Consider the following 24916-nt stretch of genomic DNA (forward strand, 5'->3'; position numbering starts at 1 on the left):
TATTTGACTTTTTCTTTGTTAAATACCGATTAAACTCTTTCCGTTATAAAATCTATGCCGCCAATCATTGCTCCGGTCACGGCGAAACCGCTCCATGCATACAGCTCTGGAGCATCAATGCGATATACCTTCTTAGCTCGTGCTATCATGTACAAATCAACAAAAGTCTTCAATGTAGCATCGTCATTTCCGTCATAACTAACATGCCCAACATTATCATGGTCGAGCACTTCGACCGGTATATCTTCCAACGAATCGAGGAAACGTTTGCTGTCGCTAAACACCAGGATGCGACATTCTGCGTTTTCTTCTTTTATTTTTAGCAACCCTTGCTTGCAGTGGTTTATAAGTGCCACCTTTTCCTCTTCGGTACGCAAAGCGTTATCCCAGCAAGTCACTTTTTCAAAGTTCTCCAAGGCATTGACAAACCGCAAGTGTACAGCCACATAACTCCGCTCGTCGTAGCCGCATTGGTCGATAGCAGCCTGCAAACGATCTGAAGGACGGAACAGCTCGGCATACAGCTTGCTCCATTCGTATCCCGACTCAGGGAACACCTTCGGTTGACGGTTGCCTACATAACTGTAGCAATGATACTCCTTGTTCTTGCTAAGTTTTGTACGTCCTTTCCACGAATCTTCCTTCAAGAAATTCAACTCGTTAAAGAATCTTGTACCTATCAAAGAGTAATTTAAGTCTGTATACTCAGCCACCCAATCTACAGCATTCGGCTGCAGGTAGTCTTCCAACCGAAACGGCGTCTTGAACACGATGCGGAAATCATACCCGTTAAGCTTGGCGATATTATAGCAGTCAATCATTGCTTTCATTCTGTCCGCCAAGCCTGGATGCTTAATGTTGGGATCTATCACGAAGCAAAACGTGTTCTTCTTGTAAGCCGAACAAAGACGCAAGCGCAAAATATACGGAAAGTTGCGCTGCAGATTCTTCACCCACAAAAAGCCACATTTCCTTACTATGTTTCCTGCAATCTTTTTTATAAACTTCAACATATCTATTTGTTTCTATTCTTCCAGTTGATAAGCGATTGAACCCACGCCTCGGGCAGAATGCGCTTTACTAATTCCTTCAGCGAGAACTTCTTGTCCACCCAAGTGCCTGCAAAATGATGTATGGTACGAGTGTTCTTCTCAACATGGATGCGCCCCGTTGTCACATTAATAGGACAGAAATATTCTGCCGGGTAGATGTAGATATCATCGTCCACTTTCTGTATACCCTCCACATTCTGAAGTCCGTTCTCCATCAAGACCTTCGTACAGATATGCACCACGGTTATCTGGTTTCTCATATTAGCTTCGCATATAAAATGCTTGTTTTCATAGTAGTCGAGCATTTTCTTTATGACACCGAGGCCGGGGGCTACCCCCAGGCCGAGGCCGGGGGCTACCCCCAGGCCGAGGCCGGGGTTGACGCTCGCGTTGCTCGCGTCACCCTTTTCTGAATTCGGATCGGTCTCGAAACCCATAAAGTTGCCCCGAGCTATGATGTCGTCAATAGGTCGTATCACCTCGACGTCCGTATCGAAGTAGATGCCGCCATACTTATGCAGAATCCAGAAACGGGCATAGTCGCTCACGAAAGCATACTTCTTCTGAGCGTACGCCTCTGCCGTATACGGAATGATATTAACATCGAAGTTATCCTCATTCCACTCTTTTATCTCATAATCAGGCAAATACTTCTTCCACGAAGCGATGCACTTCTGTGCCAGTTCAGGCAATGGGTTTCGGCCAAACCAACAGTAATGTATTATTTTTGGTATCATTTATTTTATCAAATTAAATCAGCGACAGGAAATGTCCTTTAATGTATATAAATCATCCAACTCATTCATCAGCCACTTCATTCTCACATTCCAACTTCCGAGTTTTTCAGCTGTTTCCCTGTTTTTGTCAACAAGAGACTGATAAATTTCTATGTTTTCCAATACATCTGCAATCAGTTCTTCTGCTGAGATATCATCACGAAGTTCTATTACAGGATTATATCCGATGAAATCAACAAGTTCCTGTGGCGCATGTCCCACCATCACCATCCGTGAAAACATACACTCCCAATAGCGTTGCGTAAGAGTTTCTATATCACCAGCCACTTCGGGCTGCGTCATACTTCGTGGCAGAGTAATGGTAACTTTAGCATCACCCATTGCCCCGTAAAGCTGTTCGTTGGTGAAGATGAACTTGCCGTTCTGCTTCGTGCAGACATGCTGCAGCGGCGCCCCATCGATCTTCACACCAGCCAGTTTCGCCGAACTGACCACCTTATCGTTCGACCGTCCGAACTCCAGCAAGTCAATCTTTCTGTCATTCAGAAGTTTGCCCTTCTGATAAACCGACTCGTCTACAGCCTCAGCACACCAGATAACATCTATATTCTGCCATCCTTCGTGCTTGCCCGAGAACCGCTCCTGCATCTTCTCAGCGGTCTGACGCGAAGAAAATATCGCCGTCCTCACCCCATGCTTTCTCAGCCATCGGCAAGTCTTTTCGAAGTAGCGAGGCCAGCAGTCCCAGAACATCGGCACAACCTCAAACCTCGCATAGTCGGGGAACGAGTCGAACGAAAGCGACACCGGCTCAACGAACCTCAGTCGCGCCTCCTTCCTACTCTTCCATATCGTAGGCAGCTCCCATCGGTACGCCGCTCCGTGCAGCCACCGAGGAGGATAGTGCTCCTGCGCCACCAGCCCCCCGTTTCTTACCCAAGCCGCAAACGGCGCCTGCTTGAAGTTCAAGAAGCCGGGGTGAGCGAAAGGAGCCACCGCCTTTATTGTTTTATTCATCTATATTAATCTTTCAGTTTTGCCTCTAACATAGTATATATGCGATTCATCTTATTGTTAACGCCCTTTCCCATGTAATCAGAAGCGTTCCAACAATGAAGCCAGCAATCATCCATCAGAGAGTAACCATTTCTGAAAATGTCATCGTCCTTGTTATCTAACATAATATGCTTGTCAGACACCAAACGATAATTATTCCAATCTATTCCTTCAAAATATCTATAGTAGTTGCATGCACCAGTATCACCATGGAGATGAAGAGAAGGACGAAAATCTACACCTTTCTTTATTAATAAACTCATAGGCATTCCAAACAGACCTGGCCATACATAACACCTATGCTTTGTTCCATAAAAGAATTGCTTATCAAATTGTGTTGATATGTCAAAGTCATCAATTAAGAACAAGTCGTGATCCAGAAGCATGAAATATTTGGCTCCACCATTCTTGATATATTTGTTGAAAAGGTAGTTGCATGCAATGCCATGCGAATAGCTGCCATATCCCTTTGGTAAGAACTCCTGCTTAGGTAGTTTTACATACCCTACAGGTATGCTGCAAAACAACGATTATGGCACTGATGCCCTTCAAACCATCAACCCAATCAAGACGAGACTGTGTATGTATTCTTTGTTCTGTCATTATTCAATCGGCTTTTTAAGTTGACCATGATAGAACGGATTTTCATATCCCCGATATCCAAAGTATTGGCGTAACAAAAACATTATGCGGTAACGCAGCAACTGAGTTGCAGACATGGCGGAGCTAATCTTCGCTCCAGACGTGCCACTAACACCTTCCATTGCTGGCGGTGTCCAAAACATGCAATGGTGTCCGTTTTTTTTCGTCCAGTCTTGAATACTATCATAGAGCACATGCTCGAAATGGCGACACTTGCTATCGTTTATCTCCTCACGCCGTGGAAGGAACAATTCCTTGAAGAAGGATACGGGAGCCATCACCACCTGACTGGTGGCGATGTTTCCATCCCAATCATCCTTGCTAATATTAGCGTATACCGTATTTACGTCCTTACAGCTACGACACAAGTCGTTGATGTTCAAACAAAGTAGTCTCCCCGTAATCTTTACTATTTGCAAATGAGGGGGTAGTACTGAGCAAGCGAGAATGAGTTATTCCATACTCCATTATCGCAGCCTCTCCATACCCCTTACCACGTGAACGATCGTAATCGTTGCCATCATAGCAGAGCATTTCCATTCGTCCTTCGTCTATCTGTTTCTGATGGCTGTCAGAGAAGTCATACCCGGAATTCTCTACAAGCAGTATTTTCATATCTGTATTCTCAAGATACCAGTTAAGTGTATCCTTATACTGCTGAAGACGAATTTCCGGGTTGCTCAATTTGGTATATGCCATTCCCTTAGAATTGACACATGCCGTAAGAAAAAGAATTTGAGTCATTAGCTAAAATTCATATTATTACAGAAACCGATTAGGCCAACTTGCCTTCAATTCCGTCGACAAAAGCCTCTACGCTGTCGAGCATACCAACCTCGCGGAGCTTGAACACGATATCGAACTCCTTTTCGATCAAGCCTACAATCATCATCTGAGCTACAGAATCCCAATTGTCAAAATCGTCGGTAGTCATATCCTCTGACAATTCGATTGTCTCGTCGTTGAAGGCTGTTCTAAAAATTGGGGTGAGTTTTTCTAAAATTTCTTTTCTTTCCATTGTTGTATCTCCATTAAAATATTTATAATTCGAAATGTTTCTTGATAGCCTTTCTATCCACCTTGCCGTTTGCATTAAGCGGAATAGACTTGATGAACAGCCACTTTGCAGGAAGTTCGTAAGGAGGAAGTTCGTTGGCAAGCTGTGCCTTATGGTCTTTGAAGTCGTACTCCTTGCCTTCTATAATGATTGCGAGTTCTGTGTTATCCTGCTCATTTACAAAAGGCATGACAACAGCGAACCTGCCACCCGAAATCTCCGAATATCTATTTTCTATCTCTCCCAACTCCACACGGAAGCCGTTGATTTTTACTTGGAAGTCCTTCCTGCCTACATACATCAGATTCTGGTCATCTCCATAGTAGCAAAGGTCGCCAGTGCGATAGTAACGCTCACCGTTTATATCCAAGAACTTCGCCTTGTTTTCTTTCTCATTCATCCAATAGCCTGGTGTGAGCTGGCTTCCACAAAGGCATAGTTCTCCTTCTATGTCTTTATCCTTAATGATTTGGTCGTTATCATCAAGCAGCAAAAGACCGCTATTAACAAAAGTCTTGCCGATATTAATGATGTCATTGCTTGACAATGGGTTGGCTATGTTGCTCTTATCTATCTTATAATATGTACAATATACAGTATCCTCTGTTGGTCCGTACATATTATAGCTAATCATATTCTGGTTACCTTCATGCCAAGCCTTAAGAACTTTACCAGTCAAAGCTTCACCTGCCAATATGTTATATCGTACGCTCGCCAAGTGCAATTCTGCCATATAGGGCAACATGTTTCTTATCATAGAAGGTACCATCTGTAAAACTGTAAGATGATAGTCCTCAAGAAGTCCAGCTATATAGCTGAATTTTATAGCCTTGTGAGGTATTGTATATACGCTTGCGCCCTTTGTCAAAGGTAACACATAACTGCATACAGACATGTCAAAAGTGAAATCAAATGGTTGTAAACACTTGTCTTCTGCAGTAATAGTTAGATTCTCCACATGATTCATTGAATCAATAAATGCTGCAACATTACCTCGTGATAGTTGTACGCCCTTAGGCTTGCCTGTACTACCAGAGGTAAAAATGATATAAGCAAGTGCCGAGTCGTCAACATCCTTGATACTAATTGTATCTTTTCTTACGTATCCATCAACAACTACATCCTTAGTAGACAGCATGTTTACGCCATCAAGAGATATGTCGTACTTCTTGTCTGCAGATAAAATATAATGAGACCCAATACTTGTTACAACTTCTATATGACGCTCTCTTGGCTGCTTAGGATTTAGTGGCACATATGATTTACCACATGCCCATAAAGCATAAATGGAAGCATAAGTTCTGATATCATCAACGGTATACAACGCAATATTACCCTCAGGCAAATCAACAACGACAGAGTAAATCTGTTCTATAATATCATAGAACTGCTTGTAGGTGTACATTCTATCACCTATGCAAAAAGCAACTGCGGTGGAATCTTTTTGAGAAAGCACCGGTTTTATTATTTCTTCAACGAAATTATTTAACATATACTTGTAAATTTTCTGATCTCCATCAGTCTGTTCATAAAATACTTGTTGTAGTTCTTCTCCAACTTATCCAAAGGCAAACGTTCTTCCTCTGGATAGAGAAGCTGCTCATGCTCTATGATTTCTTCAGGACGCAAACTGAAACCGATAACCTTTGCAGGGTTTCCCATGACAATAGAGTATGGAGGAACGTTGCTGCGAACCACTGCACCTGCACCAACCGTTGCGCCACGACCCACCTTTACACCACTGAGAAGGGTTACATTTGTACCAAGCCACACATCTTCTTCTACTACCACATCCTTTTCTATATCCTCAGAATGCTGTGAGGCACTAATGTTAAACCATTTGCCAATCTCACGACCATGATTGCCGGTAACAACAGTCAGGCCAACAGCGGTACATGAATTTTTCTTCATGATGAAACGACCAGTATACGAGATCAACGTAAAGCCATCATCAATTGCTGCTCCATCATAAAGCAGCACTTTTGAATAGTCAGAAAGAAGATTCGGCTCACCAATCTTTGCTCCTTTGCCACAATAACCCAATTTCTTAAGTCTGCGTTTCGCTTTATAGCGACCGATAGCACCTAAGATCTTTAATCGTAATTCAAATATGTTCATAGTGATGTTGTTTATAATTTTATCTTATTTAGCAACTTATGTAGTATAAGCAAATCATATCTCTTATATAAACCAGGATATAAACTTCTGCATTGCACATCATAGTTAGGACGTTCTCCTAAAAAAAGTTTATACAGACACATGCGCTCCCAAAACGATTTGCCAGAGAAATTCAAATGTCCCAAGAAATCTTCTTTGATGTCTTTTCTTCCCTTGCTTGCCGCAGCAAAAACCTGATTACATACCATAATAGGTTTTGGGTTGTAGTATATATTAGCGACGTTATATACCTTGAAAAGCATTTCGTCATCTTCAAAACGCCTCAAGTTTTCATCGAACAAGCACTGCAACGCCAATTGTTTCGTTAAAATAAAAGAACCGGTTCGAGGATTGATTTTACCTTGATAATAACTTTTAAATGGATTTTTTATCTTTCCTTCCTTTGCATTATCAGCTATTATTCTATGCTGTCCATTGTCTGCATACCACGAGAAATCAATGAAATTGAACTCTGGATGGGAATTTATTGCATCGCGGAACATTCTCAATGACTCTGGCAACATTTCGTCATCTGCATCAAGAAACAGTATCCACTCGCCTTTCGCATTCTTAACGCCAGTATTACGAGCCTTGCTCGGTCCGCCATTCTCCTGCTTAATCAGTCGGATGCGCGGATCGTTCATAGCCTCAACAACTCCAACCGATCCGTCCGTGGAACCATCGTCCACTATCACAATCTCAAAGTCGTCGTACTCTTGTGAGAGCACGCTCTTCAGAGACTGCGCAATAGACGCCTCCTTGTTATATAAAGGTATTACTACTGAAATCATTTTTTCTTTGTGTATTTATGAATTTTTTCCAAGACAACGGCACACTTGTTCATCAAATAACTTGCTACACCACCATCTTTGTAGATTCTGTTGAAGATTTTACCTGCCGGAGAGAAAAGGAAATAGATATGCTCTTTTCCTACGGGCATCGTTGGCGACACGAAACTCTGCTTGCAATGCTTAATGAGTTCTTTGATGTCTGCCGTGAGACCTTTCGCCGTCTTCACATCTTTATATATCTGCAAGCTGAAGAACGGAGAATAATCCTGGTTCTCAATGAAGCTCATGTGCCACCAGTGAACGATCGCAGCATCAGCAAAATACTTCAAGGACATCGCCACCTGGGCGTTATAAATGCCAGGAAGCTCAGAGATTATGTAACCAAACTCCTTGTCTGTAGCAAGCAGAGCCGGTTGGTCTTGGCTTTGTTCCTTTTCGAAACAGGAATAAGTCCAGTTCTCATTCCAACGTTTGTAGAACTTGCGTGTCAGTTCGTTGTCTGCAACAAACATAACACCAGAGTTAAACCAGTATTTAGAGTCGGAAACATCTGTTTTGAAAATCTTATTCACTGAGTTTGTCGGTGGGAACATACATTCAGACAGAGGCAGATGACCATCTGGCACAGCTGCAATATCGCAAGTCAGATTGTCAATATCATCCAACGGCTTGCAGATAACCGTATCCGTATCAATGAAGAGGTATGCGCCATCAATCTCGTTGCGCACCGTGGTCTTAATGACTCGTGAACGCTGCTTGGCATTATAGTTCGCCGGTACCGGCACAACGACGATGTTAGTTATCATGCCACAGAGTTCTGGGAATCTTTCCACGTACTTCTTCGTCGGTTCATCCACCAGCACGTTGACCGTCACCTCTGGATGGAACTGGCGAAGAGAATAGAGCGACACCCACAGCTCCTCCAAGAAGTAATCTTTCTCGGAGCTAATTAGTGTGTATACTATCGGGGTTTTCATCATCTTTTAATATGTAGTTTATAAAGGATAAAACTGCAAAGTGTCTGTAAATCCAATTTATAAAATTGTGATTTTATTATCCTTTGAGCTTGTTTATTTGACATGAATTTCTGTACTGATGGAATTGTAGAGATTCTATTATAGAAACCATAATCGAAATGTTCCTTCATAAATGCATTCTGATTCCATGCTGCTTTAAATATATTTCCTTTTACATCATATAGAGAGAACAAAGCATTTTTTAGAAGCCCAAAGTTATAAATCCAGAAAGGAAGTATTCTGTCATCATAAATATTATATGCTTCTATAAGTTCCTTCATTCCTATGAATAACTTACAATAACGATTCAAACAGACTGTAGAAGACAAAGGGCGACGGCTCAAACTGTTATGATCTGATTCATTAATTACATAAGATGCGTATGAGGTTGTCGCAACACCTTGAACATATTTCAGTACTTCATAACAAAACAGACGATCTTCAGAAATAGGCAATGAAGTATCAAATCTAATCGAATGTCTGTCTAATAATGACTTACGATAAGTCCTATCACAAGCACACATGTATTGTAAAACATCGGTTTCAGAGAAAAGATGTTTTACTTGTTTTTTACCGATATATGCTTTTGCTTCATAAATATGACTTGGATGCTCTGGTCCGCCTTCATATTGAAGTCCACAAAAAACAATATCTACGCTTTGTTCCGATTCAAACGACTCTTTAAATTGGCTCAAATGATTAGACAAAATACGGTCATCACTATCGACAAATACAATCCAATCACCTTTTGCTTTTTCTAAACCTAGATTTCTTGCAGTTCCCACACCACCATTAGGCTTATCGAAAACTTTAAATCTGTAATCTTTTAAGGAGTATTCTTTACAAACAGATAGTGAATTATCCGAACTTCCATCATTAACGAGAATACACTCAAAATCGTCAAAATCTTGAGAAATAACACTATCCAAGCACTTTGGAAGTGTTTTAGCACGATTATATACAGGAATAATTATTGAAAATAACATATTATTTCTTCCAATTTATATTACTTTGAATAATTTTAGCTGGTATACCCCCAGCTAAACTTTTGGGCTGTTCAATTGACTTTACAACAACTGCACCTTGTGCAATGATACATCCATCTGCAATAGATATATTTTTATTAATTATTGTATTAGATGTCAACCAAACGTTATCTCCTATTATAACATCACCAATTTGAGGTGATACATGACCATCATGTGTTATCTCATGACCATCATTATTATTAATTTGCACATTCCAACCTAAAGAACAGTTCTTGCCAAATTTAATTAATGACGAGGAACGCAAAAAACAATTTTTGTTACAATAGAAATCGTTGCCTAATACTATCATTGAATTGTTGTCTACACGTAAAACAGAACCTTGCGATATAACTGTAAAACCTTGAAAGATTAGCTTAGAATCTTTTGACATGTATATACAACCTTTCATCTCCTGCAAGCCAGGACTTCCGCAATCACCGAGAAACACACTTTTTCGATATGGCAGATGAAGAATAAGTTGCCCTCGCTTCAGACCATGAATACGAAAATTCGTTGTAATCCAAACCGGCATATAAACAGCCTGTCTGAATGGCAGATAGCGAAAGTTGAAATAGAGTGACTTTATAAAATTAAGTATTTGCATGTTACCACAATTGTTTAGTGTTCCACTTTTCGTCATATTTTGCAGCAAAGGCGACAAGTCTATTCCACAACGGACTTAAAACCTTATCTATACTAGCCATAATTAGCATTGTACCCAAAGCAAATATAATGAGCCTAAATTCCGCAGCATTTTAGTTTAACTTATTTTATAAGTACCTGAGCAACAAAAAGTTGCTCAGGATTTTGCTATGTCAGATTTTTCACCTATCTTAGTGTTGCAAATCAAAATATGTATCAAACCCGACAGACATGGCAAAGGTAGCAATAAAATCTGAGAAACTCTCTCCTTTTGGAGGAATTTTTTCAATAATGGAGCAATTTGACTCCAATCTCTCATCTGTAATCGACTCAACCCTCGGTATGAGATGTAGGCTGTATGGTTATCAATACAGCGAAATCATCCGTTCGCTTATGAGCGTTTATTTCTGTGGCGGCTCATGCATAGAGGATGTCACCACTCATCTGATGTACCACCTCTCGCTTCATCCGACACTTCGCACATGCAGTGCCGACACGATTCTCAGAGCCATAAAGGAACTGACCCAGGATAACATTTCCTACACATCCGACACTGGCAAGACCTACGACTTCAACACGGCAGACAAGCTGAATACACTGCTCCTCAATTGCCTATTGTCCACAGGGCAACTGAAAGAGGGCGAGGGGTATGACGTTGACTTCGACCACCAGTTCATAGAGGCTGAGAAGTATGATGCGAAGCCTACATACAAGAAGTTCCTTGGTTATCGCCCTGGCGTGGCGGTTATTGGCGACTTGATTGTCGGCATTGAGAACAGCGACGGCAACACAAATGTCCGTTTCCACCAGAAGGACACGCTGAAGAGGTTCTTTGAAAGGTTTGAACAGAACAAGCTTATTATCAACCGTTTCAGAGCTGATTGCGGCTCGTGTTCTGAAGAGATAGTGGAAGAGATTGCTAAACACTGCAAGACCTTCTATATCCGTGCCAACCGATGCAGTTCGCTCTACAATGACATCTTTGCCCTCAGAGGTTGGAAGAAAGTGGAATTGGGCGGCATTGAGTTTGAGCTGGCCTCCATTCTCATCGAGAAATGGAAAGGGAAGGCATACCGTCTTGTAATCCAAAGGCAGAAGCGGATAGACGGCGAACTCGACCTGTGGGAAGGAGAATACACCTACCGCTGCATCCTTACAAATGACTACGAGTCTTCCGAGAAAGAGATTGTCGAATTCTATAACCTCCGTGGAGGGAAGGAACGCATCTTCGATGACATGAATAACGGATTCGGCTGGAACAGGCTTCCAAAATCCTTCATGGGAGAAAACACGGTGTTTCTTCTGCTTACGGCACTCATACGCAACTTCTATAAATTCATCATGGCGAGGCTTGACGTGAAGAGGTTCGGACTCAAAGCAACAAGCCGCATCAAGGCGTTTGTCTTCAAGTTCATCTCTGTGCCAGCCAAATGGGTCAGGACATCAAGGCAGTATGTGCTGAATATCTATTCATGCAACAACGCTTATGCTGATGTGTTCCAGAATGACTTTGGATGACACCGACAACTTATGGTCGTGATTTTGCGTATTGCCTCAAGTCGCATGGTGGGGTAAGGGGATTTAATGCGTCTTTGTGGCGATTTTTGCTGCGTTGCACCCTCTTTTGCCACAGTGTCGCTACCTTTTTGACCTCTGTGTCATCTTATGAGGGCGGTTGCGGATTTGAGGATGAGAACAAGAATCAACAATATCGGAGATTGAACAAATCCATTTACAATATGTATAGGATATTCAAAGCAGTTATGCCAAATTATACCTGGACACTGTAATAAGTAACATGCAAAAATACTTCCACCCATCCAATTTACAAAATGAGAGTTGAACTTTAGTCTGGAAAACAAGGCAAACACCCAAATACTATTAATCATAATTACTGGGCTATCATAAGCAAAAGAGTATTTCCATATCTTTCCAGCAAGAAAAGGAACAAGCATAAAACCAAGTACTAACAAAACATTGAAGAAAAGATATCCTCCTAACATTTTACTTTTGGAAAAGCTTTCTATTCTTGCCTGTTCATGGCGTATCGTATTTCCTATGACATACAACAAAATAAAATTAGTCAGATTCTTTCCCTCGACAAGATAAATATCTCCTTCTGTGACATTACCTATATAAATACTCATAAATGCAAGTATAAACAACAGGTAGAGTCGTTGGTTTCGAGTTATATTTGCAAGATACCGATTAATGATTGGTGAGAAAAGAAAGAGGTATAAATATGTATTTAAATACCATAAAGCATCAAAGCCAAAAATAAACACATTCTTTAATACTTCTTTCAATCCTTGTCCATTAATTATGGCAGGAACTGCTAAAAATGGAACAAGGTATACATAACCTTTAGAGCATAAGCGCATCAGACCTCGTAATGAGAATCGAATGCCAAAATAGCCGCTAATAAGGACAAAAAGAGGTACGCCTATATGAAGTGGTATTTGTAATGCCTGATATAATGACTCTCCTTGATGCAACGGACTTACTACAAAAATCAGTAGATGATACACAATGATACATAACATTGCAAAACATCGAAGCAATTCAATATTACTTTGTCTTTCCTTCATTTTTATTTTTTTTATTATAATCTCCATCTAAACCAATGAAAAAACATTCGAACACGATTTAATTCTAATGAACTGGGACACACGATTAGATACCTTATAAAATAGTGGAAGGGACAACCGTATATGAAGTCTTTTACATTACGCACAACCTTAGCTTTATATTCTTCTTTAATTTTACGAACCAATTCATTATTAGTATCAAATTGATAGATAAACTTGTTCATCCATTCATAAAAATCATAAGAAGCCTTTAGTTTAGCTATGCATTCGCTTTTGCCACGGCGGTTACCAGAAATACTCAACTCTGAAGTACGATAACAAAATGCAACTTTTTGAGTAGTACAACAACCACCCATAGCCATCATGATATGTGTAGCATCATCTGAGAACCAGGCTTTAGGGAAATCCACATACCCATTATTGTTCTTTAGTACTTTTGTATTGTATACATAATTTGCTTCACAAGAAATGAACCCTGTCTTATACATTCTTTCTATAAAATGCAAAGGATCTAAATACTCTTGTGTTGGTAATTCTTGCCTTATTTCTATACCATGTTCATCTATTTCACGAACTTTAGCTCGAAAAAGATTTGCACTAGGATACCTACATACGAGACTATCTATTTCTTTCATAAATTCTGGTTCGTAAACATCATCGTCGCTTGCCATGATGAAATACTCCGTATCGCACATATCAACCAAGAGATTCCAATGAGAGACAAGACTCTTGCCACCCATATTCTTCTCGTTACGGCGAAAGACGAAGCGTGGATCGTCACTGCAAGTCTTTTCGAATATAGATTTCAGATCATGCGGTGAGCAGTCGTCACTTACAATAACCTTGAAATCTGTATATGTCTGTTCTTTTATACTCTCCAAGGCCTCAGCCAAGAAATTTGGCTTGTAGGCAGGGAGAAGAAATGTATATTTTGTCATTATTTTCGAATTATAGTTTTAACCAATTATTTTTTATCTATTTATTGAAATAAGCTATTCCGCATGTTACTACCATTGCTACAATAAAGTAAGCTATCCACCATCCCTGTTTCGAGTATTCTGTGATAACAGGAAATTCTGCAAGCCGCTCTATTGGCAAGCCATAGATACCTATAATCAATAATGAAACCAGTTTGAAAGCAAGGAAATGCCATGTAAGAATCGTAAGGGTATTCTTTCCTATGAAATCCAAGATTTTAGCACATATACCTTGCGAAGATTTCATTTTATCAAATAAAGAATAGAAGCTCCATGAAGCAAGTACTGCAGTTATTATATATGGAATAAACCGCTTGTTACTGTATGAATTCTGCCCCATAGCTATATTCCAAACAAAGGAGCCTATTAATGTTATTGATAGCGATAAAACTATTTGCCAATAGTTGAAAGTTTTTACCCTATACTTCGCAAGACTATAGCCAATATATATCAATAAGGCTGCAGCAAAAGCTTGCGATGAGATATTAATGAATGGAATCTGCCAGCATGTTTTATTTAGAATAGTACATATTACTATAAGAATTGCCCCCCCACACAGCGGTTGCTTCACATATCGAATCACAGGCCATATAATGAGAGATCCGAAAAACAAAGCATTCATAAACCAGTAGCCACCGAGAAGTTGCTCATGTCCCTGCATCTTGAATATTATAGATGTAGCACGGCTTAAAAACTCCGAGAATGCATATAGATGAGACACATGTTCCTTCCAACCATATTGATTGCTATAAAAATGAAGGTGGAAGCATATATTGTGCAGTAACAGAAATAGCAAACTCCATTTCACATACGGCCAATAGATACCCTTTACCTTATTATATATGTATTTTTGAGGGGCAGAAAGGTATTTTTCTTTAAAGCAATATCCTGAAGCGATAAAGAAGATAGGCATGTGGAACATATAAATAAAAGCAACAACCTGTGGATTTACCCTTGTATGACCTAACACCATCAGGGAGATACCTAATGCTTTTAGATAATTGACAGAAGTGTTATAAGCTTTCATTATATATGAGTTTTTTGAACGAACTCAACAAATTTATCCATACCTTTTTGTGCAATAAGTTTTGCTTTCTTCTGAGCATCAGTATCAGGCTTCAATGAAGGAATCAACTTTCTAATTTGCTCTAAACACTTCTCTTGGTTATCTTCAGAATCCAGAGTTTTACTAAACTCTATGCACCATTCTGTTTTACCCAATGTTTCAAGCAGACCTGCCATCTTATGCTCATAACTCAAAGCAATACAAGGAACGGCTTGATTGAGAGCAAAGACAATAGAATGATAACGAGCTCCTATCACATATTTTGCTTGACTGATAAGTGTCTGCTGGATATCGCTGCTATAACAGTCTGCAGTAACGATGATGCGGCTGTCATTTTTAGCTTTTGCCAAGTCACGGAATAGTTCCACATCATTCAAAGCATATTCCCTTCCACAGAACAACTGAGGCAACATCAAAATATTTAATTCTGGATTGGCTGCCCATATCTCATCCATTACTTTACAATAGAATTTGATGACAGTCTCGTGACTTATTCTTCCTTTATATGCATAATGCCATAGCAAATAGTTAGGAACGAAAACCATATAAGGTTTGTTACCTATAACATATTTTAATTCGTATGGTATTTCCACTTTTGGAGAATCCAAAAAGGCTGAATCAATTGATGATATATACGATATTCCTAATTCGTCGGCAAGGACTTCTGTTTTATGATCACGTATTGAAAGAAAGCTGAAATAGTTAAGCATCTCCATACTAACTTCCTTGAACTTACGATTTGATTCTGTTTCCGTTGGGAAAGGACCGAAAGAACGTCCATAATATGCCAATGGTTTCTTGAAAGCTTGTGCCATCTTCAAGTGCATCAGGTGGTTCCAATCTTGGAAACCACCCATACAAATTCCGCCAGGAGCACAAAGCACCAGATCAGCCCACTCATAATCAGCCTTGTATTTGCTGATAGATGGTCGTAGTTTCAACAAACCATATCGTGCGATATCTATCCCGTGCCATAGATAATCATTTAAATGATAAAAACCTACAGGATCAACAATGTAATCAACTCGCTTATCATGCACTGCAAATTGTCTTACACTCTCCTGAAGATATGAACTTGACATCACCCTAATGTCGACGTCCGGTATGCGTTGCAATAAAGTACGTATAAGTCCTTTATGAGCAGACTCATCACCACGGTTAAAACCAGGTTGGTTTACTATTAGTATGTTCATTAATAAGATTTATATTTTGACACTATACACCGAAACTTCAATAGTATTGATTTGTTCATTAGTGAAAAGTGTTGGTTTTTGAAATGTCCTTACGACTTGAAACTGCAATTCTGAAATTATCTAAAAGTTCTCCAAAAGCTACTAAAACAATTGGAACCTCATTTTCAGGAATGCCAAATTTTTCTAATTCTTTAAGTTTTTCAAATTCAAAGCCACACGAAAGCGGGATACATCCTAACCCCAGTGAATGTATAGCATTTATAAGATTCATCGCATAAAGACCACCATCAACATAAGCCTGATGAACTTCATAATACAAAAAAGCCTTCAAATTTGCCGTTACAAGTATTGAATGTTTTAGTTCTTCCTCAAATCCACGACATCCACCTTGCCATTTCATTAGTTCAACACTTAGTTCGCCAGTAAACACATGAGTTTTCCAACCCTGTCGGTTACAAGCTGATGGGGTTCTTTGTGCTAGTTTTAGTAATCTTATAATGGTATTTCTATCTATTGATGCTGAAGAAAAATATCGTATAGAATGACGACTATACAAAAGCGACTCAAAATCTTTGTTACACATCTTTAAGATATCGGTCTTATTCACATTCATCACACCAGCATGTGATTGAATCGTTAATGGCTGACATTCTTTAGCTAATGCTTCAAACCGTTTTTTAATTTTATCTATCTCAACTCCGTTTGACTCTGTGTACTCTATGTATTGTTTAATAGTCGACAATGGATATTCTAAAAAATCCTTATCCTTGTCACCATATTGGATAAAGTACTTTTGTAATCTATCTAATAATATTAGTACTTTCTGTTGACCAAATCCTTTTCTCGGATTTCTCATAGACATTCCTTTTTCTATAACATGGTTTTCACGTAGCAACGTATATTGCATTTTTTCAATGTCGTCATCCGTATGATGAGAGGCATTATACTTGCTCGTTAACATATAGAAATGCTTTGATTCTTTGATAAATCTATCCTCCATCCATATTTCTGAATGAGGACATAAGATTCTTAATAAAATCGACTTTACTTTTTGCTTAATTCTTCCAAACATAATATTACCCTTTTCTTTTTATCATTGATATGGCATCTTGCAATATCGCCTTAAACCATAATTGTGATGTTGTATAATACATAAGAACTCCAACACTGACACATAAAACAAACTTTATATATTGGTTTATTTGTAATAAAGTTAAAGTGTATACTACAATTCCCATAAATAATGCATTTGTTAATATGGGCAATATATCAAAAATTTGTTTCCTTATTGGTACATTTAAAACTTTGCTTGTAAAATAAGTATTCAAAGAAAAACAATATATATAGAATATATTAAATCCAATACACATACCAACAACGCCAAATGGAATGGCACCAAATATTGATAATAGCCCCATTGAACGTTTAAGCATCTCTAACTTTAATACAACATCTGTTCTGCCCACAACTTTCAATACACTAATATGTATGAAACTTAATGGTTGCCATATTAATGCGCAACACAAAAGTTGACACAAAAAAATACATTCATACCATTGCTCATTAAGAAGTATTTTAATGAGAGGGGAGGCTGTAGCACAGAGACCTAGCATCATTGGGAAAACGATAAATGCTGTTGTTCTCATCATTTTTCGATAGATTTCAATTAACCTCTCTCTATCATTGTTTATTTTACTTAATACAGGAAATGTAACACTTCCCAAAACGCTACTCAACTCAGTAGACGGCAAAGAAGCGAAGCCTTGTGCTCTAGAATATATTCCTAGTTGTCTTGCACTAAAGAATTTACCAATTACTAATGGATATAAGTTATCGTAAACCTGCTGTATTAAAGACGAAGCCAACACTTTTGATCCATAATTCCATAAATAGTGAAAGGAGTCCTTTGAGAATTCTAAGGTCGGACGCCATCCAGCCATTATCCAGATCAAAATGGCGTAGAGTAGACCACCCGCTATTTGCTGAAACACCAAAGCCCATACACCCCATCCGCAATACGCTAAAGCTATACCGATGACTCCTGAAAACAGATTTGTGGCAACACCTAATTTTGCTGGCGTCTTGAAATCAAGCCGTATACTAAACTGAGCACTTTGAACGACACATAAAGAATTGATAACGACACCGAGTCCAATCACTCTTAGAACAGGTGAAAGAATCTCCATATTATAGAAGTCCGCTATGAAGGGTGCTGCGACAAAAAGCATCGCATATCCAACTATACCTACTCCAATATTGAAGAAAAACTCTGTCGAAAAATCTGTTTGCGTTCTGTCTTGTTTAGCAATTAGCGCCTGTGAAAAGCCACAATCGATGAAGACTGAAACAACACACATGAAAACGCCAAGCATACCTATTACGCCATATGCGTCAGGAGAAAGCAATCTTGCTAAAATCAATCCAAAGACAAATCGCATTCCTTGATTCGCAAAATTTCCTGCAGCGCTCCAATATAACCCCTTCTTTGTTTTTTGTTTTAAATTATCTTGACTCATAAATTAAATAATAACCTGAGTTCGGGATAAGCGACAGTCGTTTTTCTTGCTATGCCAGATTTCCGATAGGTGCATATTACATTTGCCCTCCAAACAATATGGATGGCAAAATGCAAGGATTGTAAAGTCCAAATGAAGTTTACTTTATAACAGCAAGCTGTCCGTCAACATTCTCTATGCAATAGTCAATGTTGATGGATGGCTTCTTTTCAAAGAAGCTATACGCAGCCAAAACAGAAAGGACATTCATTACGAAATTGAACACGCTACGATGTCTTGAATGTACAAGTTGTGCAACATTCTTAAGTTCGTCATTGATGGTTTCTATGACAGATCTTTTACGCAACAGAATCTTGTCATACAATGGCATAAGCTTGTTTTTCATATTGCATTTCAAGCCAGTGACAATTTCTATACCGTCGTTAAACAATCTCTCAAACAAGCCATGCGAAATATATCCTTTGTCTGCGAATAATTTTCCGAACACATTATCACTCAATCTGTTAAAAACATCTGTATTTCTATCGTCAACATTCGCTTTCGTAAGCATAAAGTTAAGCAGTTCACCTCTCTCATTGCATATCAGGTGTAACTTGAAACCGAAATACCATCCCATGGTGCTTTTGCCTCTTTCTGCATAACCACGGAACACCTTATTCCTTGTTATACGCTTGTTGTGGCATACAGGAATGCATGTACTGTCAATGAAACTTATACCCGTGCATCTACCAAAGCAAAACAGTTGGAGGAACAGCATCATCTCAACCGCGACTCTGGACTCGAGTTCAACAAAGCGGTTATATGAGAGCTGCTTTGGGAACAAGTCGTGCAGGTGCACCTTGACATAAAAGAGGTAATAATGCTTGAAGTTGCGGAAAGTATTGAAATGAAAGCAGATGAGTATTGTCATGATTTCCGACCGGCTCATAGTACATTTCCGATTGCGGTGCTTACGCCCGTCAGGCTCACAAATGGACATGCGGGCAATCTCTTTATCATATTCTTGGCAAAAATCATCGATAATACAGAAAATTTCAGTAATTTTGTCCTTGGTAATCTCCATAACTATAGTATCCTTTTACTTTATAACTAATTGATTTACAACCATAAAGGTACTAAAAATTATTGAGATTACCAACTTTTATAAAGACTTTCTTATCCCGAACTCAGGTTAATAAGAGAAAATCAACAACACCTAAATTGCCATTGACAGACCAGACTCGTTACTGCCCAACGCTATTTTTATATCGTTGAGATTATTCTTTACATTTGTATTTGAAGCTATTCGCTTATTTGTATCTGAAGTTTTGGGGTGTCTGAATTATGTATTTCTATAAAGTTACAATCTAGAAGGTTGATAATTTCTGTTACTCGCAGAATATTGTTTCTTACCATTAATGTATATTACTTCTGGAATGTATTCTCCTTTTTTCTTCATATCTTCTTGCACTTCTCCAATTTTTGTTTTAATCTGTTCAATAGAACTATCTTCCATAATAACTAAAAAGAGTCCATTATCGGCTTTTTCGGCTCGCATGTATGCAGCTAATTGAGTTCTATAACCATGAAGTAAGTTTGCATTGCTTGAGCGTTTAATCTCAATGACAGTATTAGCTTTCGCACCACAAGTTATATGAAAATCGATTTCACCCACGCCTGGATTATCTTCTCTTGTTATTGATATATCCAAAGATGCAGCCTTCTTATAGGTATCAGCAACCGTATAAAGCAACATTTGCCAATCTGTTTCATCAGGTTTACGATTATTTTTATAGAATAACTCAGAGAGTCTGTTATCTTCCACGAGATGTTTGAATTGCAAACATATTGACTTGGTTATCTCATAAACCTCTGTCTGAGGATTATATCCAGAAAGAGACGGAAGAATAAGTGGGTTCTGCAATAAGAGTTCATTCAACAAGATATCGTAATATTCTTTTTTACCATCAGAAGTAAAATCATAAGGAACACCCTTCAAGCCTTTGTAATAAGATACTACAGTCTCATAACATGCTTTATTCCCAAGAATAAGTTCTCTCCAATCCCGTTTCTTATACTCTTTACATTGCGCCCAAGCAACTCCTATAATATCTGCTACTTTTTTCTTTAACTGATTATTATAATTACAGACCTTGTCTATATCATCAAAATCGTTCGCTTTTGGCAAATCTGTCAACAAATTCATTGGAATGAAATGAATTGGTTTGCCCCTATAAAACGGCACCTCATATACTATATCATAAGTATAATTATATTTTTCCGTTTTAATATTAAGTTCCTTTGCAATTCTTTGAGTATATGCAAGAAAGTCTTTTTGCAAAATATATAGAGTCATATCACTTATTCTATCTGCCCCAACATTATCCTCTATCAATTGCATCAAAGCAAATATTTCAGGATCTTCTAATCCGGCTTTTATGATAGTATAAGCACTATTAGCTAATTGCTTAGCCAAGTCACCACTTATACCTTTTCCATGAGAATTTTCCTTTGAGAATCCTAACCCAGTATTTGAGATCTCACTCATGGTAAATCTTTTCACAATCATTTTAAAGAAAGGGTCCGTCTCATTTGTGTCCTTAACATATTTGACAAGATGTACAAGTTTTTGAAAATGGCACAAAAACGTATTATACGACTCTTTAAATTCAGGTATAGAACAACCTTTTAAAAGTAACGGATCTATATGCAGCAGTGAATCTTTGTCTAAAAAACCATTATAAACACCTTTAGAGACAAAGTCCTTATGCTGTAAATTATAATATTGACTGTAATGAATTGCCATAATTGCTAAGATTTATATTTTCTAATCCACTGTTTTATTCTCGTTTATTTTCAGATATCAAAAAAATTGCGAACCATTAAAATAGACTAATTCTTTGAATTTATTGAAATACAGTCTTTTGTAAGAGATTTCAAATGTGCGACGATTTGAATTTGTAACTATTCCGTCAATTCGAATAACAGCTATATTCAAAGTCAACATCACTAATATCAAAGGACTATTGTCATCCTTTTTAAATAGCTATTTGAATAATATTTAACTGATCCCGATTTAACAGAATACTGATATTATTCCAAATTATTGTTTCCTCATTTCTTTCGCCATATATTCAAAAAGATCAGCAAGTATTGCGGCGTCATCAACCTGCAGGCAGAGCCTGCTTGCCGCCGGCTCAGGATACCTCTGCCGTATAGCAGTCTTTAGAAGAAGTTTTACCACTTCCTTGTCGAATGCTTTATATAATTCGTACATTAATTCTTTATCAGTCATATAGTTTCACTACTGTCCCGTTAAAGGGGACTAATCGCTCTTTGAATTAATTGAAATATAGTCTTTTGCAAGAGATTCCAAATGTGCGGCAATTTGAATTTGTTACTTAGCAGCATCATTTAATTGGCTGCTACGTTCAAAGTCTACGTCACAATATCAAAGAACTATTATCATCCTTTTTTAATAGCTATTTGAATAATATTTAACTGATCCCGAGTTTAACGGGACACTAATGATACCTGTTGGCGGAATTAATTTAGTGCATACTTAATTCTGCCAATGGGCTTGTCGTTAATGAAGTTTACGTATTGCAGAATGGTAAGTGCACTAATTTTGCCAATGATTCTGGCAAACAAACCATTCGTTATTTTCGCATAGTTCCTGATGACCAGGAACTGGTCTGTAAGTTGTGAGAATATTGTCTCAATCCTCTTTCTTGCCTTTGCAAACGGAATGAATGTTGGTTTCCAATCCTTTTGGTTGAGCCGATACGGACACTCCAGTCTTATGTGTGCGGTTTCGAACAAGTCAAGCTGTACGTCAGCTCCAATATACCCTTTGTCACCATAGATGCTACAGTCTGCCGTTTTCTTCCTGCGGTCATTGAACTGTCTCCTTGATATGAGATTGGGAATGTTGTCCTTGTATTCTTGCAATTTATAGTCGAACAACTACTTCTCACTATCAATGCTCTCGGTCTCTGCCGTCAAGGATAGCGCCACCACTTCCAAATCCGAAAACTTGGGAACAGGACCACGACGTGGAACATTACCCGATTCATTGACGAGATTTTCAGAGAATTGCTTGCATATCTCAAGTATTTTGACGAATTTTGTATAAAGGTTGTACATACGATGGTTTGAACTTAATGTTTTGATCACCACTAAGTTACTAAAAATCAGCGATATATACAACCTTTTACTCATATTTATCAACTTAAATTAATTCCGCCAACGGGTCATATTATATGTAATGAAGTATTTTCAAGCGTATCTTTTTAGAATATTTTCCACACTCACAAAATCGTTGCTTAATGCCCTGAAAAGCCTTCTCAGCCACTGCTTATGATTTTGTTTCATTTTCTCCTTATCCGCTTCTGATATTTTCTGCTGCGAAATATACTGTTCCATGCATTTCACTGTTATTTCCTTTATTTTATCAAGCTCAGAAATAAGGATTTCATCATGAATTAAATATTCCGTCAACTTGCATTGAGAACACCATTACCACTGATAAACAGTAGGATACTTCACTTGTACGAAGTTAAAGCCATGGTCCAATACCTTCACTTGTGTACTTAATGTTTTGCTTTTTGAAGACGGAGTCTTTATAAATGCCTGCATATTTCGTAGTGCATTTCCACGCTTCGGAGTCGAATTTTCGGGAACGTCATAGTCTCTCCAGCCAAACAGACACACTTTTTCCGGGAATGTCACAATAAAAACTTTCAGTAACGGATCTTGCATTAGACATTCCATTGATTTTTCCATCTGGCTCATAGCCTTAGCCCTTTTACCTAATTTATACAGACCATCATTGGGTTCGACATACTTTTCCTTTGAGCAAGTCAAGTCGCAGAATGCTATCTTTCTATGACCGGCGGCGCCGTCAACAAAGATATAATCGCATCTATCTTTCGCTTCCGCTACGGTGTTGTCGAACTGTTTTATATAAGCTTCAAAATCTACAACACCAATCTGTGTTGCAGAAGTATTTATTATCAAATTGATTTTATTGCATCCGTTACGCTCAGGTCTACGTTGCAAGCACTCATCACAAGCCTTTGCATCAGACAATTCTACAATACCGGATTTTAATTTGTAATCGACACGAACATTATCCGAAGCAAGACCATGATGCGCGGGATAAAGAATTTTCAGCAATTCTTCTATCATTTGCTCAACTCGTTAAACTCATGATATATGACAGACATCATTTCGGTCAGATCATACGTGTCAACAATCGTATTGCCTTTTTCGTCTTCGCTCATAAGGTTCTGTGCGCTTCCATCGTATATTCTATAGACTGCCATATCGCCTGCGTCGACATGGGCACGGCCCTCTGCGTGCTGGTGCAACAACACGTTCAGATAGTTCAGTATGTATGGGCTATGTGTAGCCATGATGATACTCATGTGTCTGTCGTTAGAAGCGGCTATGGATGAGTTCTTCACCAAATCGTCGATCAGGCGGCACTGCGCATCGGGAAACAGACTCTGTTCGGGTTCTTCCAAATGAATGTGTACATACTTTGGCAAGTCGGCAAGTTCGATGACCGGCGAGAACTTTGTAAGCAATTCATTGTCATACAGATAGTCGAGTACAGAGCGACGGAAAGCGTTCTTAAAAGAATAATCTTTCGCAAAATGCTGTACTATCACGGAAAGCGGAGTGGATGTCTGTATGCCTGAAGAGGCTTCAGTTAGTTCAATCGGAGTATAAGCGTCGTCAGATGGCGACACCATCAGCTTTGCAGGACGCCCCTTAGGATGCTTCACCGTCAGCTTCAGTCCCAAATAAGACAGGTCATACTGTTTGTCTTCCCTAACGGCTTGAGCGAAATCATTCATCGTCTCATGGAAGTAGAAGCCCAACGAGGCATTCTTGTTGGTCAAGGCATTCGCCGACCAAGCCGGTATGACATTTCTGTTTTCCGAAACAAATGATTCTTTCCAGAACGAGAGGTCTTCCTTGTTAATCTCAGGCAGCACTATCTTTCTTATTGTCTTGCCATGTTCTATAGTGTAGACATTGCCTGAATCTGTAGTCACCTCGTATCGTATGTACGAGTCGTCCTTGAACATAGACACAAGGTTGGTTGCTTTCACCAACGATTCAAAACGAATTCTGAAGGGCGACTTCGTAATTTCAGAGTGTCTGAGAAAAGAACGTATATTCGCTCTCTTATAAAGATATCTCATCAATATGAGCACCTTCATAAGCGTACTCTTTCCGATAGCAGACTCACCGATAAGCACCGTAAACGGAGCTATCTCCAATCTGTCAATCTTCTTGAGCGGGCCAATATTATGTATAGTTATATATTCTTTCATTTATATGTTGTTATAAGAGTATTGCATTAGTTTATGCAATTCTACATAATTATTTTGATTAAAAATTCTTGT

General features: G+C 38.8%; 26 protein-coding genes and 1 pseudogene. 1 reads left to right on the forward strand and 26 read right to left on the reverse strand.

All coding sequences use genetic code 11. The annotated features are described in order from the left end of the window. Positions 1-29 precede the first annotated feature (29 nt). The 13 genes from CCC32_RS06000 to CCC32_RS06060 form a co-directional block, all read right to left on the reverse strand. Entirely contained in the window at positions 30-1013 is a 984-nt protein-coding gene (locus CCC32_RS06000; RefSeq protein ID WP_287073014.1) for a hypothetical protein, read from the reverse strand. A gap of 2 nt (positions 1014-1015) precedes the next feature. Beyond that, positions 1016-1789, reverse strand: a complete 774-nt coding sequence (locus CCC32_RS06005) for a glycosyltransferase family 32 protein (protein WP_287073016.1) — start codon at positions 1787-1789, stop codon at positions 1016-1018. Between the two features lie 18 nt (positions 1790-1807). After that, positions 1808-2806 carry a hypothetical protein gene (locus CCC32_RS06010; RefSeq protein ID WP_287073019.1) on the reverse strand — a complete coding sequence of 333 codons (999 nt, stop codon included), beginning with the start codon at positions 2804-2806 and terminating at the stop codon, positions 1808-1810. 5 nt (positions 2807-2811) lie between these two features. Further along, entirely contained in the window at positions 2812-3372 is a 561-nt protein-coding gene (locus CCC32_RS06015) for a hypothetical protein (RefSeq protein WP_287073022.1), read from the reverse strand. 75 nt (positions 3373-3447) lie between these two features. Further along, positions 3448-3870 (reverse strand): hypothetical protein, encoded by a 423-nt coding sequence (locus tag CCC32_RS06020; RefSeq protein ID WP_287073024.1) that lies wholly within the window; start codon positions 3868-3870, stop codon positions 3448-3450. After that, positions 3845-4186, reverse strand: coding sequence for a hypothetical protein (locus tag CCC32_RS06025; RefSeq protein WP_287073025.1), 342 nt, complete (start codon positions 4184-4186; stop codon positions 3845-3847). Before CCC32_RS06025 ends, CCC32_RS06020 begins: the two co-directional genes overlap by 26 nt. Before the next feature lie 76 nt (positions 4187-4262). Further along, entirely contained in the window at positions 4263-4505 is a 243-nt protein-coding gene (locus tag CCC32_RS06030; protein ID WP_287073027.1) for an acyl carrier protein, read from the reverse strand. Positions 4506-4527: 22 nt separating this feature from the next. After that, positions 4528-6036 carry an amino acid adenylation domain-containing protein gene (locus CCC32_RS06035; protein ID WP_287073029.1) on the reverse strand — a complete coding sequence of 503 codons (1509 nt, stop codon included), beginning with the start codon at positions 6034-6036 and terminating at the stop codon, positions 4528-4530. Further along, on the reverse strand, positions 6030-6662 hold the full coding sequence (locus CCC32_RS06040; RefSeq protein WP_287073031.1) for a DapH/DapD/GlmU-related protein: 633 nt from the start codon (positions 6660-6662) through the stop codon (positions 6030-6032). Before CCC32_RS06040 ends, CCC32_RS06035 begins: the two co-directional genes overlap by 7 nt. 11 nt (positions 6663-6673) lie before the next feature. Beyond that, positions 6674-7492 carry a glycosyltransferase family 2 protein gene (locus tag CCC32_RS06045; protein ID WP_287073033.1) on the reverse strand — a complete coding sequence of 273 codons (819 nt, stop codon included), beginning with the start codon at positions 7490-7492 and terminating at the stop codon, positions 6674-6676. After that, on the reverse strand, positions 7489-8472 hold the full coding sequence (locus CCC32_RS06050; protein ID WP_287073035.1) for a glycosyltransferase: 984 nt from the start codon (positions 8470-8472) through the stop codon (positions 7489-7491). The genes CCC32_RS06045 and CCC32_RS06050 overlap by 4 nt, the downstream gene beginning before the upstream one ends. Then, positions 8469-9494, reverse strand: coding sequence for a glycosyltransferase family 2 protein (locus CCC32_RS06055; RefSeq protein WP_287073036.1), 1026 nt, complete (start codon positions 9492-9494; stop codon positions 8469-8471). The genes CCC32_RS06050 and CCC32_RS06055 overlap by 4 nt, the downstream gene beginning before the upstream one ends. A gap of 1 nt (position 9495) precedes the next feature. Next, a complete protein-coding gene (locus tag CCC32_RS06060) occupies positions 9496-10140 on the reverse strand; it encodes an acyltransferase (protein WP_287073039.1) in 645 nt (214 codons plus the stop codon). Between the two features lie 269 nt (positions 10141-10409). Here CCC32_RS06060 and CCC32_RS06065 point away from each other — a divergent pair, with 269 nt between their 5' ends. Next, positions 10410-11696, forward strand: a complete 1287-nt coding sequence (locus tag CCC32_RS06065) for an IS1380-like element ISBf11 family transposase (protein WP_234078895.1) — start codon at positions 10410-10412, stop codon at positions 11694-11696. Positions 11697-11836: 140 nt separating this feature from the next. Here the strand turns inward: CCC32_RS06065 and CCC32_RS06070 are convergent, their stop codons facing one another. The 13 genes and pseudogenes from CCC32_RS06070 to CCC32_RS06130 all read right to left on the reverse strand — a co-directional run bounded on the left by CCC32_RS06070 (position 11837) and on the right by CCC32_RS06130 (position 24844). Continuing rightward, the gene (locus CCC32_RS06070; protein ID WP_287073045.1) at positions 11837-12766 is read right to left on the reverse strand and encodes an acyltransferase family protein; all 930 of its coding nucleotides are present in this window, start codon (positions 12764-12766) and stop codon (positions 11837-11839) included. Between the two features lie 14 nt (positions 12767-12780). Continuing rightward, positions 12781-13704, reverse strand: coding sequence for a glycosyltransferase family A protein (locus CCC32_RS06075; protein WP_287073047.1), 924 nt, complete (start codon positions 13702-13704; stop codon positions 12781-12783). A gap of 37 nt (positions 13705-13741) precedes the next feature. After that, a complete protein-coding gene (locus tag CCC32_RS06080; protein WP_287073049.1) occupies positions 13742-14770 on the reverse strand; it encodes an acyltransferase family protein in 1029 nt (342 codons plus the stop codon). Beyond that, a complete protein-coding gene (locus CCC32_RS06085; RefSeq protein WP_287073051.1) occupies positions 14770-16002 on the reverse strand; it encodes a polysaccharide pyruvyl transferase family protein in 1233 nt (410 codons plus the stop codon). Before CCC32_RS06085 ends, CCC32_RS06080 begins: the two co-directional genes overlap by 1 nt. A gap of 58 nt (positions 16003-16060) precedes the next feature. Then, positions 16061-17074 (reverse strand): nitroreductase family protein, encoded by a 1014-nt coding sequence (locus CCC32_RS06090; RefSeq protein ID WP_287073054.1) that lies wholly within the window; start codon positions 17072-17074, stop codon positions 16061-16063. A gap of 4 nt (positions 17075-17078) precedes the next feature. After that, positions 17079-18518 (reverse strand): lipopolysaccharide biosynthesis protein, encoded by a 1440-nt coding sequence (locus tag CCC32_RS06095; protein ID WP_287073057.1) that lies wholly within the window; start codon positions 18516-18518, stop codon positions 17079-17081. Between the two features lie 139 nt (positions 18519-18657). Continuing rightward, complete coding sequence (locus tag CCC32_RS06100) at positions 18658-19581, reverse strand: IS982 family transposase (protein WP_287071600.1); 924 nt, start codon at positions 19579-19581, stop codon at positions 18658-18660. 276 nt (positions 19582-19857) lie between these two features. After that, on the reverse strand, positions 19858-21303 hold the full coding sequence (locus tag CCC32_RS06105; RefSeq protein WP_287073059.1) for a DUF8370 family protein: 1446 nt from the start codon (positions 21301-21303) through the stop codon (positions 19858-19860). 297 nt (positions 21304-21600) lie between these two features. Then, positions 21601-21792, reverse strand: a complete 192-nt coding sequence (locus CCC32_RS06110; RefSeq protein ID WP_287073061.1) for a hypothetical protein — start codon at positions 21790-21792, stop codon at positions 21601-21603. A gap of 251 nt (positions 21793-22043) precedes the next feature. Beyond that, positions 22044-22718: pseudogene (locus CCC32_RS06115) on the reverse strand (transposase). 57 nt (positions 22719-22775) lie between these two features. After that, entirely contained in the window at positions 22776-22997 is a 222-nt protein-coding gene (locus CCC32_RS06120) for a hypothetical protein (protein WP_287073062.1), read from the reverse strand. Positions 22998-23015: 18 nt separating this feature from the next. Then, the gene (locus CCC32_RS06125; protein WP_287073064.1) at positions 23016-23687 is read right to left on the reverse strand and encodes a hypothetical protein; all 672 of its coding nucleotides are present in this window, start codon (positions 23685-23687) and stop codon (positions 23016-23018) included. Then, on the reverse strand, positions 23684-24844 hold the full coding sequence (locus tag CCC32_RS06130; protein ID WP_287073066.1) for an ATP-binding protein: 1161 nt from the start codon (positions 24842-24844) through the stop codon (positions 23684-23686). Before CCC32_RS06130 ends, CCC32_RS06125 begins: the two co-directional genes overlap by 4 nt. Positions 24845-24916: the final 72 nt, after the last annotated feature.

Origin of the sequence: Prevotella sp. LMAG:51 (assembly GCF_008680225.1) — a bacterium.
GTDB lineage: Bacteria > Bacteroidota > Bacteroidia > Bacteroidales > Bacteroidaceae > Prevotella > Prevotella pectinovora.